We start from the raw sequence: 13,265 nt of genomic DNA, 5'->3' as shown, positions 1-13,265 counted from the left end.
ATGAGCACTCCGTCCGATCCGCAGCACCCCGACCGCGGCGACGCCGAGGGCGTCCCGACCCACGCCACCAGCGTCGGACCGCACTGGCCCGCCCGCACCGAGGTCACCACCCGGCAGGCGCCCCCACCGGGCGAACGCGCACGCCACGCCGTCGAGCCGGACGGGCCCGCCGCCACCCAGGCCACCCCGCGCACCGAGATGACCCAGCGCGCACCGCGCATCGAGGACGAACCGGAAGTTTCCCCGGCGGAAGAGGTTCCGGTCTCCGAGGGCGAACCGCGCACCCCCACCCGGCCGTCCCAGCGCACCGCGCGCATGGCCCGTCCGCGCCCGGTGGTGCGGCGGCTCGGCGCGGGCCTGGTGCCGATCCCGACCGTGGAGCCGGTGGATCCGGAGAAGGCGGTGCTCGACGATCCGGTGGTCGCCGAGGGCCGCCGCTTCTGCTGGCGCTGCGGCAAACCGGTCGGCCGGGCCACCCCGACGCTGCCGTCCACCACGGCGGGCGACTGCCAAACCTGCGGCGCCCCCTACGATTTCCGGCCCTCCCTCTACCCCGGCGACCGGGTGACGGGCCAGTACGAGATCCAGGGCTGTATCGCGCACGGCGGCCTCGGCTGGATCTACCTGGCCATCGACCGCAATGTCAGCGACCGCTGGGTGGTGCTCAAGGGCCTGTTGCACGCCGGTGACGCCGAAGCACAGGCGGTCGCGCTGGCCGAACGGCAGTTCCTCGCCGAAGTGGTGCACCCGAGCATCGTGAAGATCCACAACTTCGTCGAGCATCCGGGTCCGGACGGGACGCCGATCGGCTACATCGTGATGGAGTACGTGGGCGGGCACCCGCTGCGCCACCTGCTCGACCACTACGCGCCCGCCCGCATGCCGGTCTCGGTGGCCATCGCCTACCTGCTGGAAATTCTTCCGGCCCTGGACTATCTGCATTCGGTGGGGCTGGCCTACAACGACCTCAAGCCGGACAACATCATGATCACCAGCGACCGGGTGGAGCTCATCGACCTGGGCGCGGTCAGCCAGTTCGAGGCGTACGGAAACCTGTACGGCACCAGGGGATTCCAGGCCCCCGAGATCGCGCACACCGGGCCCACCGTGGCCTCCGACATCTACACCGTCGGCCGCGCGCTCGCCGTGCTCACCCTGCACCTGCCGATGGAGCGCGGCGCCTACGTCGACGGCATCCCGGATCCCAAGGACGAGCCGATGCTGGCCCAGCATCCGTTCCTCTACCGGCTGCTGCTGCGCGCCACCGACCCCGATCCGGATCGCCGCTTCCCGTCCGCGCGCGTGCTGGCCGCCCAGCTCACCGGCGTGCTGCGCGAGATCCTGGCCGCCGAGACCGGCAACGAGCATCCGCAGCTGTCGACGCTGTTCAGCCCACCGCGCACCAGCTTCGGCACCGGTGAACTCATCGCCCAGACCGACGGCATCATCGACGGCGTCGGCCGCGGCACCCTGCTGCGACCCGGTGACGTGGTGGCCGCGCTGCCGGTGCCCATCATCGATCCGGCCGACCCGTCCGCGCCGCTGCTGGCCGGCGCGGCCCACCCCGAACCCCGGCACTCGCTCGAGGAGCTGCGGCACGCCCGCCAGCGCGGGGCCGCCGAACCCGGCGGCGCGCCCGAGACCCTCGAACTGGAGGTCACCCTCGCCGAGGCCCGCGCGCACCTGGACCTGAACGAGCCCGCGGCCGCGCGCATGCTGCTGGCCCGCCTCACCGACGAACCCGAGCCGCCCGCCTGGGACTGGCGCATCGACTGGTATCTCGGGCTCACCGAACTGCTCGAACTGGAGTACGAACGCGCCTTCGCCCGCTTCGACGCGGTGCTGGAGGCGCTGCCCGGCGAGATCGCGCCCAAGCTGGCGCTCGCCGCCACCGCGGAACTCATACTCCAGCACTGGGATTCGCCGGACCCCGAGGAATGGCGCTCCTACGCCGAGAACTACTACGCCACCGTGTGGCGCACCGACCGGGGCGTGGTGAGCGCCGCGTTCGGTCTGGCCCGGCAGCTCGCGGCGGCCGGGAACATCACCGCCGCGGTACACGCCCTCGACCAGGTGCCGCCCGCCTCCCGGCATTACGCGGAAGCCCGGATGACGGCCATCCTCATGCTGCTGACCTGTGCTCCGGCCGCGGAACTCGACGAGTCGACCCTCCAGGTGGCGGCGGCGCGCGTACAGGACCTGCCGCCGGGCGAGGGGCGCGCGGTGCAACTGCGGATCCTGTCGATGGGCATCGCGCTGGGCTGGGTGCAGGCGGGCAACATGCCGAAGTCGGCCGGCTCCACGCTGTTCGGGTCGCCGTTCACAGAGCGGGATCTGCGGCGCGGCATCGAAACGGGGCTGCGAGGGCTGGCCCGGTCCGCGCCCGAACGCACTCACCGGTACGCGCTGGTGGACCTGGCCAACGCGGTGCGCGCCAAATCCTGGTTCTGACAACCGTTCTCAGGAATCCGGAGGAGTCCCGTGCCGCCCGCGGCGGTCTCGAGGGCAGCCTGAGACCAAGTGACCGGCGAGGGATTTTCGGCCACCACCGCGGTTGTGCGTGGTGCGACACGGGTTCCGGTGGACCGGCGGGAACCGGGTCCGGACACCACTGTGCCGAACGCATCATGATGTTTTCGTGAGGAAGCCTCAGCCGACCAGCCGCGCGGCCGCGCGGGCGATGGCGAGCTCCTCGTTGGTCGGCACCACCAGCACCGAGATCTCCGAGTCTTCGGCCGAAATGCGGCGTGCGGTCCGGTCTTTCGCGGTGTTCCGGTCCGCGTCGATCCGGATGCCGTAGCGCTCCAGACCGGCCAGCGCCTCCGCGCGCACCCGCGCGTCGTTCTCGCCGACCCCGGCGGTGAAGGTGATCGCGTCCACCCGGCCCAGCTCGATCAGGTACGCGCCGATGTAGCGCCGCAGCCGGTGGATATAGACATCGAACGCGAGTTTCGCGGTGGGATGGCCGGTTTCGATGAGACGCCCCAGCTCGCGGAAGTCATTGACCCCGGACAGGCCCTTGATCCCGGAATACCGGTTCAGCAGGGCGTCCACATCGTCGACATCCATGCCGGCGGTGCGGATCAGATGGAAGATGATGCCCGGATCCAGATCCCCGGACCGGGTGCCCATGACCAGGCCCTCCAACGGCGTCAGGCCCATGCTGGTGTCCACCGCCTGCCCCGCGCGAATGGCGGAGGCGGACGCGCCATTGCCCAGGTGCAGCACGATCTGGTTCAGCTCGGCGCGATCCTTGCCGAGGAACTCCGCCGCCTGCCCGGACACGTAATCGTGTGAGGTGCCGTGGAACCCGTACTTGCGAACCCCGTGCGCCGCGGCGGTTTCCGCGTCGATGGCGTAGGTCTTGGCGGCGGCGGGCAGATTGTGGAAGAAGGCGGTGTCGAACACCGCGACCTGCGGCACCCGCGGCAGCAGCGCCCGCGCGGACTCGATGCCGATCACATTCGGCGGATTGTGCAGCGGCGCCAGGGCGGACAGGTCGGTGATGGCCTGCACGACATCGTCGGTGATGAGCGTCGGCTCGTAGAACACCTCGCCGCCGTGCACCACCCGATGCCCGACCGCGCCCAGATCGGCGTGCGCCAGATCCTGGCCGCTCGCGATGAACAGGTCGAACACCACCCGCAGGCCCTGCGCGTGGTCGGCGATCGAACCCTGGTACTCGAAAGTCTTCTCGCCCGTGTGGTGTTCGACCGTCACCACATCCGGCTCGACCGCCTCGCCGATGCGCTGCACCATGCCGTGCGCGCACACGTCGGCCGTGGCGGGCTCCAGCAGCTGGTACTTGATCGACGAGGAACCCGAATTGATCACCAGGACCTTCATTTACGCCTCCTGCTGCGCCTGAATCGCGGTGATCGCGACGGTGTTCACGATGTCGGCGACCAGCGCGCCCCGCGACAGATCATTGACCGGCTTGTTCAAACCCTGCAACACCGGGCCGATCGCCACCGCGCCCGCGCTGCGCTGCACGGCCTTATAGGTGTTGTTGCCGGTATTGAGGTCCGGGAAGATGAAGACCGTCGCCTGGCCCGCCACCGCCGAATTCGGCAGCTTGGTCTTGGCGACCGCGGGCTCGATGGCGGCGTCGTACTGGATCGGGCCCTCCACCAGCAGTTCCGGCTCGCGGTCGTGCACCAGCTTGGTGGCATTGCGGACCTTGTCGACGTCCGCGCCGGTGCCCGATTCACCCGTGGAGTACGAGAGCATGGCCACGCGCGGCTCGATGCCGAACTGGGCGGCGGTGCGCGCCGAGGAGATGGCGATGTCGGCCAGCTGATCCGAGGTCGGGTCCGGCACGACCGCGCAGTCGCCGTAGGCCAGCACCCGGTCCGCCAGGCACATCAGGAAGATGCTGGACACCGTGGAGACGCCCGGCTCGGTCTTGATGATCTCGAAGGACGGTCGGATGGTGTGCGCGGTGGTGTGCGCCGCACCCGACACCATGCCGTCGGCGACCCCCATGTGCACCATCATGGTGCCGAAATACGAGATGTCGGACATGTATTCGCGGGCCCGCTCCACCGTCATGCCCTTGTGGGCGCGCAGGCGGGCGTACTCCTCGGCGAATTCGTCGCGCAGCGGACAGGTCTGGGGATCGAGCACCTCGGCGGCGTCGATGTTCACGCCGAGTTCCGCGGCGCGGCCGCGCACCGTGGCCTCGTCGCCGAGGATGGTGAGGTCGGCGATCTTGCGCTGCAGCACCCGGCCCGCGGCACGCAGGATGCGGTCGTCATCGCCCTCGGGCAGCACGATCCGCTTGCGGTCGTTGCGGGCGCGCTCGATGAGCTGGTATTCGAACATCTGCGGGGTGACGATGTTCGGAATCGGAACCTCGATCTGCCGCAACAGTTCCCGCGGATCGACCCGCTCCTCCATGACGGCCAGGGCGGTGTCCACCTTGCGCAGGCTGGACAGCGACACCCGGCCGCGGGTCAGCGCGGTGGCCTTCGCGGTCTCGTAGGTGCCCAGATCGGTGGACAGGATCGGCAGCCGGGGCTTGAGACCCGCCATCAGCCGGGCGATCGCGGGCTGCGGCCGGATGCCGCCGTTCATGATGATGCCCGCCAGCGACGGGAAGCCTTCCGCCTCATGGGCGTTCACCAGCGCCAGCAGCACGTCGGAGCGGTCGCCCGGGGCGATGACGGCGACGCCGTCGGTCAGCCGTTCCAGAATGTGCTCGGCGGTCATGCCGCCCACCATCACGTGCAGGGCCTCGCGGTGCATGAGTTCCGGGTCGCCGCTGTAGATCTCGCCGTGGATCGCCTCGCGCAGCTCCTCCATGGTGGGGGCTTGCAGCAGCGGCACCTCCGGCAGCGTCCAGGACGGCACCGCGCACGCCTTGGCCAGCGCTTCGGCATCGGCCTCGAGCTGGCCGGGCTCGCAGCGGTTGGCGATCACGGCCACCAGCTTGGCGTGCTCGGCCACCAGTTCGTTCCGGCACACCTCCACCAGCTGGCCCAATTCGTCCGGGGTGCGGCCGATTCCGCGCACCACCAGCAGCACCGGCGCGCCCAGGTTCACCGCGATGCGGGCGTTGAAGCGCAGTTCGCTGGGGCTGGCCACATCGGTGTAGTCCGAACCCAGGATCAGCACGGCGTCGCAGTGCTTGGCGACGTCGTGATAGCGCATGACGATCTCGCTGATCGCCGCGTCCGGATCCTCGTGCACCTGTTCGTAGGTGACGCCGATGGCCTGGTCGTAGTCGACGTCGGCGGTCGAGTATTCGAGCAGCAGCTCGAGAATGTAGTCCCGCGCGGTCGAGGACCGCGTGATCGGCCGGAACACGCCCACCCGCGGGGTGGTGGCGGCCAGAGCCTGGAGGACACCGAGCGCCACCGTCGACTTGCCGGTGTCGCCCTCGGGGGACGCGATGTACACACTGGAGACCGGTGTGGCAGCCATGGCCGAAAGCCTACCGACCGTTATGGCCGGTTTTCCGCAGGGACGGGCATCCGGGTTCGATGCCCGCCCCCGACTGAGACCACCTCACGTCCAGTTACATGCCGCCCACCCAGTGTTCGGGGCGCGTCTCGTTCTGGACTGAGTGGAGCGGGGGAGCGAAGCGGAGGAGCGGAGGGAGGGAAGAACGAGACCTCCAGCGCCCCGAACCCGCCCCGTAGCGAAGCGAAGGGGCAATTAAGCACCGAGCGCGCGGAGGCGGGGGGCCAGGTCGCGTTCGAAGAGGTCGAGGAAGCGGCGCTGGTCGTGGCCCGGGGCATGGAAGACCAGGTGGTTCAGGCCCGCGTCGAGGTAGGGCTTGATCTGCTCGACGGCCTGATCCGGGTCGCTGGCCACGATCCAGCGCTTGGCGATCTGCTCGATCGGCAGGGCGTCGGCGGCGGCCTCCATCTCCATCGGGTCGGTGATGGAGTGCTTCTGCTCCGCGGTCAGCGAGAGCGGGGCCCAGAAGCGCGTGTTCTCCAGCGCCAGAACGGGATCGGTGTCGTAGGAGATCTTGATCTCGATCATGCGGTCGATGTCGTCGACCGAACGGCCCGCCTTGGCCGCGCCCTCCGCTACGGCGGGCATCAGCTTCTCGGTGTAGAGATCCATGCCCTTGCCGGAGGTGCAGATGAAACCGTCACCCGCGCGACCCGCGTACCGGGCCACCAGCGGCCCGCCCGCCGCGATGTACACCGGGATGCCGCCCTTGGGCACGTCGTAGATGGAGGCGCCGACGGTCTTGTAGTACTGGCCGTCGAAGTCCACGCGCTCGCCGGTCCACAGCGCGCGCATCAGCTCTACCGACTCGCGCAGCCGGGCGAACCGCTCCTTGAACTCCGGCCACTCGCCCTGGAAACCGGTCGCGATCTCGTTGAGCGCCTCACCCGAGCCGACACCCAGCATGATGCGATCCGGGTACAGGCAGCCCAGGGTGGCGAACGCCTGCGCGATCACCGCCGGGTTGTAGCGGAAGGTCGGGGTCAGCACCGAGGTGCCGAGCTGAATCCGATGGGTGCGCTCCCCCACCGCGGCCAGGAAGGCCAGCGAGAACGGGGCGTGCCCGCCATTGTGCCGCCACGGCTGGAAATGGTCGGAGACCGTGGCGCTGTCGAGGCCGTGCTCCTCCGCCGCCACCGCGAGCTCCACCAGCTCACGCGGGCCGAACTGTTCGGCGGACGCCTTGTAACCGAGCTTGAGGTCCTTCACCTGGGCACTCCTGTCGCCATGCTGCGCTCGCGCCGGTCGGCGCGAACGGCCTCCTTCGCACACTAGTCAGCACCGGAAGACGGTGCGGCAGCGGTCACACCGCAGGAATATATGAGCTTTCGATCCGCGGATAGCGGAGAATATGCGCGTGACCAACGCGAGCCGAGAACCGATCCTCTCCTACCTGACCGATATGGACGGCGTCCTGGTCCACGAGAACCACCTGGTGCCCGGAGCCGACGAGTTCCTCGCCGAACTGCGCGACAATCAGATCCCGTTCCTGGTGCTCACCAACAACAGCATCTACACCGCGCGCGACCTGCAGGCCCGGCTCCAGCACACCGGCCTCGACATCCCCGTCGAATCCATCTGGACCTCCGCCCTGGCCACCGCCACCTTCCTGAAGGACCAGCGACCCGACGGCACCGCCTACGTGGTCGGCGAATCCGGGCTCACCACCGCGCTGCACGAAATCGGTTACGTCCTCACCGATTCCAACCCCGACTACGTGGTGCTCGGCGAAACCCGCACCTACTCGTTCGAGGCCATCACCACCGCCATCCGCCTGATCGCGGCCGGCGCGCGCTTCATCGCCACCAACCCCGACGCCACCGGGCCCTCGCGCGAGGGCATCCTCCCGGCCACCGGCTCGGTCGCGGCGCTGATCACCCAGGCCACCGGCAAGAAGCCGTACTACGTGGGCAAACCCAATCCGCTGATGATGCGGTCGGCGCTGCGGCGGCTGGGCGCGCACTCGCAGTCCACCGTCATGATCGGCGACCGCATGGACACCGACGTCATCTCCGGCCTGGAGGCGGGCATGCGGACCATCCTGGTCACCACCGGCATCTCCACGCCCGCCCTGGTCGAACAGTTCCCGTACCGCCCGACCGCCATCCTGCCGTCGGTCGCCTCGCTGGTCGGCAAGACCAAGGACCCGTTCGCGCTGTAGTCAGGTGGCGCCCGTCGCGTCGTCCTCGAGCGCGTCGAGGGCGGCCGACAGGGCGGTCAGCGCGTCCACGGCCCGCTCGAGCTCATCCCTGCCCAGTTGCGCGACAAGGCGTTTCGCCATCGCCGCGTGTTGCGGGTCGATCGCGCGGACCGCGTCGTGACCGGACTCGGTGATGGCCACCAGCTTGGCGCGCCGATGCGCCGGATTCGGCTGATACTCGACGAATCCCTTGCCCTCCAGCACATCCGCGATGCGCTGCACGCTCTGCCGGGTGATGCCCATCTCGCGGGCGATGCCCGCCACCGGCAACGGCCGGTGCAGGATCGCGCCGAGCACCTGCCACCACGCCACCGTGATCCCGGACGGCCTCGCCAATTCCTCGGCGATACCGAGGAATTGGCCGTTCAGCTTGAACGACGTGACCGCCGCCGTCGCGAACAGTTCCTGCCCGGTGCGCGTCACCGCGCCGCCGCCTGCTGCTGCTCGTACTCGTAGAGCGTGTAGAAGCCCGCCGGATCATTGTTTCCGTACAGCTTGTACCAGGCCTCCAGCACGTGCGGCTCGAAAATGTCCAGGCGAGCGAGGATCTCGCGCGCGAACTCGACCGGGCTGGTGCCGGACGCCGTGATCACATCGCCACCGGTGACGGCCGGCGCCTGGACGAAGTGCTCGCCGCCCGCGTAGCCGCTGTAGGCCAGGTATTCGGCGGCATTGCTGGTGTGCGGCCGGTCGTCGAGCAGCCCCTCTTGCGCCAGCGCGAAGGTTCCGCCGCAGATCGCCGCCACCGGGACCCCGGCCGTCACGAACTCGCGGGCCTTGCGGGCGAAAGCGGCGGGGGTCTCGGGATCGAGCTCGGTCTCCAGGCCCGGCAGGATCAGCATGGCGCTGTCGCCCGGCTTCAGATCGTCGAGGGCGAGGTCGGGCAGGATGCGCATGCCGCCCATCGAGGTGATCGGCTCTGCGGTGACGGCGACCGTCTTGACCTGCCATGTTCCCGGGTCACGGTGCCAGAGTGCGCGGTTGATGTGTGCGGTCGCGTGGCCGACCTCCCAGTCCGAGAAGGTGTCGTAGACGGCCATGTGCACTGTTTTCATCATGACAGCATGCTGTCATGATTGACAGCATGCTGTCAATGATCATGAAGGTCCGGAAAACGACGAAGGGCCGGAACCCCATGGGTTCCGGCCCTGTCGACCACTCGCCGGCTCAGCTCAGCGCGTGATCCAGATCGTTGAGCAGATCCTCCACGTCTTCCAGACCGATGGAGACGCGCAGCACGCCATCGGTAATGCCCACGGCCGCACGGCCTTCCGGCCCCATCGCCCGGTGGGTGGTGGTGGCCGGGTGGGTGATCAGCGTCTTCGCGTCACCGAGGTTGTTGGAGATGTCGATGATCCGCAGCCGGTTCAGCACCTCGAACGCGCGCTTCTTGGCCTCGTTGTCACCGGCCTTCAGCTCGAAGGTGATCACCGTGCCGCCGCCCGACATCTGACGCTTGGCCAGCTCGTACTGCGGATGCGAGGACAGGAACGGGTACTTCACCCACGCCACCGCCGGATGCGACTCCAGGAACTGGGCGATCTTCAACGCCGAGTCCACCGACTGGCGCAGGCGCAGCGGCATCGTCTCCAGACCCTTGAGCAGGGTCCAGGCATTGAACGGGCTCAGCGCCGGACCGGTGTGGCGCATCAGGTTCTTCACCGGGCCGTCGATGTAGTCCCGCGGACCCAGGATCGCGCCGCCGAGCACCCGGCCCTGACCGTCGATGTGCTTGGTGCCCGAGTAGACGGTGATGTCCGCGCCCAGATCGAAGCCGCGCTGCAGCAGCGGGGTGGCGAAGACGTTGTCCAGCACCACCTTCGCGCCCGCCGCGTGCGCCAGATCCGAGACCGCGCGCACATCGGTGAGGGTCTGCATCGGGTTCGAGGGGGTCTCGAAGAAGACGGCCTGGGTGGGGACGGACAGCGCCTGCTCCCACTGGTTCAGGTCCTCGCCGTCGACGAACACCGTCTCCACACCCCAGCGCGGCAGGATCTCGTTGGCCACCACGAAGCAGGAGCCGAACAGGCTGCGCGCCGCGACCAGCCGGTCACCGGCGGACAGCAGCGCGCCCAGCGCGGTGAACACCGCCGACATGCCCGACGCGGTCGCGAAACAGGCCTCCGCGCCGTCGATCAGGCGCAGCCGCTCCTCGAACATGGCGACCGTCGGGTTGCCGTAGCGCGAGTACACGAAGTGCTCGATATCGCCGGTGAAGGAGGCCTCGGCCGCCTCGGCGCTCTCGTAGACGAAACCCGAATTGAGGAACAGCGCCTCGGACGTCTCGTCGAAGCCGGAACGCCGGGTGCCGCCGCGCACCGCCTGGGTGGCGGGACCGACGCCCTCGGGGAGCGGTTTCTCGAAAGAGCCGCCGGTGATCATGACTGCCTCCACGGAAGTCCGTCGGCGCGCCAGCCGGTGCTGCCGCGGTGGCCCTGACCGTCGAGCGCACCCTCGAAGCCGTCGACCACATTGAACGAAGGGGTGATGCCGAGCGTGGTGGCGGCGGTGGCCGCGCCGATCGAACGCTGGCCGGAGCGGCAGATGAAGATGACGGGCGCGTCCGAGTCCGGGGTCCGGTGGGCCAGCGACTGCCTCAGCAGGTCGGTGAACCGGGCATTGGGGGTACCGGTGACGTCGACCCACTCGATCAGCGCGGTCGGCCGGCCGATGCCGCTGGTGTCGGGCACGCCGACGAACCGCCACTCGGCCTCGGTCCGCACGTCCACCAGGACCGCATCGGGGTTGTCGCGCAACAACTCCCACGCCTGCTTGGGCGTGATGTCACCCGCGTAGCTCACCTTGTACCTCCTGAGAATCCGCACTTGCCGCACCGCTGTCCGATGCGAGGCCAGGTCGTCACCCGGAGCACCCCACCGCGGAGGAGGGTTGCCGACCAGCCAGCCGGGGCTTGGCGCTGGTACTCATGACCTGGGATTGAGATTGCCGAAGAACCGTCCCCACTGTCAAACCCCAATGCGGTATTCGGCCGTTCTCACGAATTACAGACCAACCAGCGGGAATTCTCCTTGGCGAAGTGCCACGTCGACGTCGTCGGCGCCCCGGCGACGGTGAACGTGACCTGCGCGGTGGCCTGGTCGCCGGTGACGGCCGCGTCGGTCAGCTTGTCGAAGGCGATCGAGCCGCCGGTCGCGGTGGCCGCCTTCAGCGGCGAGGCGTTCTCGTCGAATCCCTTGCAGGACAGCACCGGGTCGTACTTGCCGGAGTCGTTGCGGGCCATCACGAACTTGGTCGCCGCCAGCGAGAGCCGATCGGAATCTGTGACATTCTTCTCAACCGGCGACACGACCGAAGCGATCACGATTCCCAGGATCACCACCGCGATGATTCCCGCGGCCACCAGGAACGGCCACATGCTGCGGGTCTCGTTCTGGTCGATCCGGATCGGGGTCTCCTCGGCGTCGCTCATGGGTAGATCATGCCTGGTCCCCTTGTGCGGGCCGCCGCGTGCCATCGATAGAATCAGCAGAATTTCCCGCCCCAGCGCGGGAATAGCAAGACTACGCAGCAACGCTGCAGCGTCGGGGGCCAACGGAGGCCGCCGAGGCCAGAGCGTCAACTTAGCCTAAGCTAAGAGCGACGGCTGAGTTTTGACGGCAAGTTAGTTTCGACCCAAAGGGTGCGCGGAAGAATGACCGAACAGAGTGCAGCGACCCGCCCGCTACGCATTGCGATCGTGGGCGCAGGACCGGCCGGCATCTACGCCGCCGACGCGTTGATGAAGTCCGACGCGGACGTGAGCATCGATCTCTACGAGCGCATGCCCGCGCCCTTCGGCCTGATCCGCTACGGCGTGGCGCCGGACCACCCGCGCATCAAGGGCATCATCACCGCGCTGCACAAGGTGCTCGACAAGCCGCAGGTCCGCCTGCTCGGCAATATCGACTACGGCGTCGACATCACCCTCGAGGACCTGCAGCAGTTCTACGACGCGGTCATCTTCTCCACCGGCGCCAACGCCGACCGCGCGCTGGGCGTGCCGGGCATCGACCTGGACGGCTCCTACGGCGCCGCGGACTTCGTGTCCTGGTACGACGGCCACCCCGACGTCGCCCGCACCTGGCCGCTGGAGGCGGAGAAGGTCGCCGTCCTCGGCGTCGGCAACGTCGCCCTCGACGTGGCGCGCGTCCTCGCCAAGACCGGCGACGAGCTGCTGCCGACCGAGATCCCGCCGAACGTCTACGAGGGCCTCCAGGCCAACAAGGCGCTCGAGGTGCACGTGTTCGGCCGCCGCGGTCCCGCGCAGGCCAAGTTCACCCCGCTCGAGCTGCGCGAGCTCGACCACTCGCCGACCATCGAGGTCATCGTCGACCCCGAGGACATCGACTACGACGAGGGCTCCGAGGCCGCGCGCCGGCACTCCAAGCAGGTCGACATGATCTGCAACACCCTCGAGCAGTGGGCCATCCGCGACGTCGGCAACCGCCCGCACAAGCTGTTCCTGCACTTCTTCGAGAACCCCTCGGAGATCCTCGGCGAGGACGGCAAGGTCGTGGGCCTGCGCACCGAGCGCACCCAGCTCGACGGCACCGGAAACTGCAAGGGCACCGGCGAATTCAAGGACTGGGACATCCAGGCCGTGTACCGCGCGGTGGGCTACCTGTCGCAGAACATCCCGGCCCTGCCCTTCGACGACCAGGCCGGCACCGTGCCCAACGAGGCCGGTCGCGTGATCATCGACGAGGACGCCGACGGCGCGGCTCGCTACATGCCCGCTACCTACGTCACCGGCTGGATCAAGCGCGGCCCGGTCGGCCTCATCGGCCACACCAAGGGCGACGCCAACGAGACCATCGCCTGCCTGCTCGACGACGCCGCCAACTTCGCCCCGGCCGCCAAGCCGGAGCTCGAGGCAGTCACCGAGTTCCTCGAGGGCAAGGGCATCCCGTTCACCACCTGGGCCGGCTGGTACCGCCTGGACGCGCACGAGCGCGCCCTCGGCGAGCCGCAGGGCCGCGAGCGGGTCAAGGTCGTCGAGCGCGACGAGATGCTGGCCGCCTCCGAGCCCGACAAGGCCTCCTGAGCGGTTATCGACCCGACGTCCTGACCAGCGTGAATCCGCCTGCCGGACAAGGTTGTC

General features: G+C 68.9%; 11 protein-coding genes and 1 riboswitch. Of the genes, 3 read left to right on the top strand and 8 right to left on the bottom strand.

Annotation, left to right across the window (positions count from 1 at the left end; all coding sequences use genetic code 11):
- Positions 1–2,451, top strand: coding sequence for a tetratricopeptide repeat protein (locus tag ABZ382_RS27395; protein WP_357094428.1), 2,451 nt, complete (start codon positions 1–3; stop codon positions 2,449–2,451).
- A 198-nt stretch (positions 2,452–2,649) separates the two neighbouring features.
- Here ABZ382_RS27395 and ABZ382_RS27390 read toward each other — a convergent pair whose 3' ends face one another.
- From ABZ382_RS27390 to fgd, 3 genes are all read right to left on the bottom strand, one after another.
- Positions 2,650–3,846 (bottom strand): acetate kinase, encoded by a 1,197-nt coding sequence (locus ABZ382_RS27390; protein WP_357094425.1) that lies wholly within the window; start codon positions 3,844–3,846, stop codon positions 2,650–2,652.
- Positions 3,847–5,925 carry a phosphate acetyltransferase gene (gene pta / locus ABZ382_RS27385; RefSeq protein ID WP_357094422.1) on the bottom strand — a complete coding sequence of 693 codons (2,079 nt, stop codon included), beginning with the start codon at positions 5,923–5,925 and terminating at the stop codon, positions 3,847–3,849.
- 234 nt (positions 5,926–6,159) lie between these two features.
- On the bottom strand, positions 6,160–7,173 hold the full coding sequence (gene fgd / locus ABZ382_RS27380) for a glucose-6-phosphate dehydrogenase (coenzyme-F420) (protein WP_357094419.1): 1,014 nt from the start codon (positions 7,171–7,173) through the stop codon (positions 6,160–6,162).
- A 193-nt stretch (positions 7,174–7,366) separates the two neighbouring features.
- On the opposite strand from fgd, the gene ABZ382_RS27375 reads away from it, so the two are divergent.
- The gene (locus tag ABZ382_RS27375) at positions 7,367–8,125 is read left to right on the top strand and encodes an HAD-IIA family hydrolase (RefSeq protein WP_357094669.1); all 759 of its coding nucleotides are present in this window, start codon (positions 7,367–7,369) and stop codon (positions 8,123–8,125) included.
- On the opposite strand, the gene ABZ382_RS27370 is transcribed toward ABZ382_RS27375, so the two are convergent.
- The 5 genes from ABZ382_RS27370 to ABZ382_RS27350 all read right to left on the bottom strand — a co-directional run bounded on the left by ABZ382_RS27370 (position 8,126) and on the right by ABZ382_RS27350 (position 11,594).
- Positions 8,126–8,587: a MarR family transcriptional regulator gene (locus ABZ382_RS27370; protein ID WP_357094416.1), complete on the bottom strand. Its 462-nt coding sequence runs from the start codon at positions 8,585–8,587 to the stop codon at positions 8,126–8,128.
- Positions 8,584–9,222: a type 1 glutamine amidotransferase family protein gene (locus ABZ382_RS27365; protein WP_357094413.1), complete on the bottom strand. Its 639-nt coding sequence runs from the start codon at positions 9,220–9,222 to the stop codon at positions 8,584–8,586. The genes ABZ382_RS27370 and ABZ382_RS27365 overlap by 4 nt, the downstream gene beginning before the upstream one ends.
- Positions 9,223–9,331: 109 nt before the next feature.
- Positions 9,332–10,546 carry an O-succinylhomoserine sulfhydrylase gene (locus ABZ382_RS27360; RefSeq protein ID WP_357094411.1) on the bottom strand — a complete coding sequence of 405 codons (1,215 nt, stop codon included), beginning with the start codon at positions 10,544–10,546 and terminating at the stop codon, positions 9,332–9,334.
- Positions 10,543–10,965, bottom strand: coding sequence for a rhodanese-like domain-containing protein (locus ABZ382_RS27355; protein ID WP_357094408.1), 423 nt, complete (start codon positions 10,963–10,965; stop codon positions 10,543–10,545). The genes ABZ382_RS27360 and ABZ382_RS27355 overlap by 4 nt, the downstream gene beginning before the upstream one ends.
- A 15-nt stretch (positions 10,966–10,980) precedes the next feature.
- Positions 10,981–11,096: riboswitch (SAM riboswitch) on the bottom strand.
- A 63-nt stretch (positions 11,097–11,159) separates the two neighbouring features.
- Positions 11,160–11,594: a hypothetical protein gene (locus ABZ382_RS27350; protein ID WP_357094405.1), complete on the bottom strand. Its 435-nt coding sequence runs from the start codon at positions 11,592–11,594 to the stop codon at positions 11,160–11,162.
- A 222-nt stretch (positions 11,595–11,816) separates the two neighbouring features.
- Here ABZ382_RS27350 and ABZ382_RS27345 point away from each other — a divergent pair, with 222 nt between their 5' ends.
- Complete coding sequence (locus ABZ382_RS27345) at positions 11,817–13,208, top strand: FAD-dependent oxidoreductase (protein WP_357094403.1); 1,392 nt, start codon at positions 11,817–11,819, stop codon at positions 13,206–13,208.
- Positions 13,209–13,265: the final 57 nt, after the last annotated feature.

Origin of the sequence: Nocardia sp. NPDC005825 (assembly GCF_040630175.1) — a bacterium.
Taxonomy (GTDB): Bacteria; Actinomycetota; Actinomycetes; order Mycobacteriales; family Mycobacteriaceae; genus Nocardia.
Note: the sequence above shows the minus strand (reverse complement) of the source record. Positions and strands in the feature narration are given on the sequence as shown.

Coding starts and splice junctions, on each gene's coding strand:
- ABZ382_RS27395 (WP_357094428.1), top strand. CDS start 1: ATGAGCACTCCGTCCGATCCGCAGCACCCCGACCGCGGCGACGCCGAG.
- ABZ382_RS27390 (WP_357094425.1), bottom strand. CDS start 3,846: ATGAAGGTCCTGGTGATCAATTCGGGTTCCTCGTCGATCAAGTACCAG.
- pta (WP_357094422.1), bottom strand. CDS start 5,925: ATGGCTGCCACACCGGTCTCCAGTGTGTACATCGCGTCCCCCGAGGGC.
- ABZ382_RS27375 (WP_357094669.1), top strand. CDS start 7,367: ATGGACGGCGTCCTGGTCCACGAGAACCACCTGGTGCCCGGAGCCGAC.
- ABZ382_RS27365 (WP_357094413.1), bottom strand. CDS start 9,222: ATGATGAAAACAGTGCACATGGCCGTCTACGACACCTTCTCGGACTGG.
- ABZ382_RS27360 (WP_357094411.1), bottom strand. CDS start 10,546: ATGATCACCGGCGGCTCTTTCGAGAAACCGCTCCCCGAGGGCGTCGGT.
- ABZ382_RS27350 (WP_357094405.1), bottom strand. CDS start 11,594: ATGAGCGACGCCGAGGAGACCCCGATCCGGATCGACCAGAACGAGACC.
- ABZ382_RS27345 (WP_357094403.1), top strand. CDS start 11,817: ATGACCGAACAGAGTGCAGCGACCCGCCCGCTACGCATTGCGATCGTG.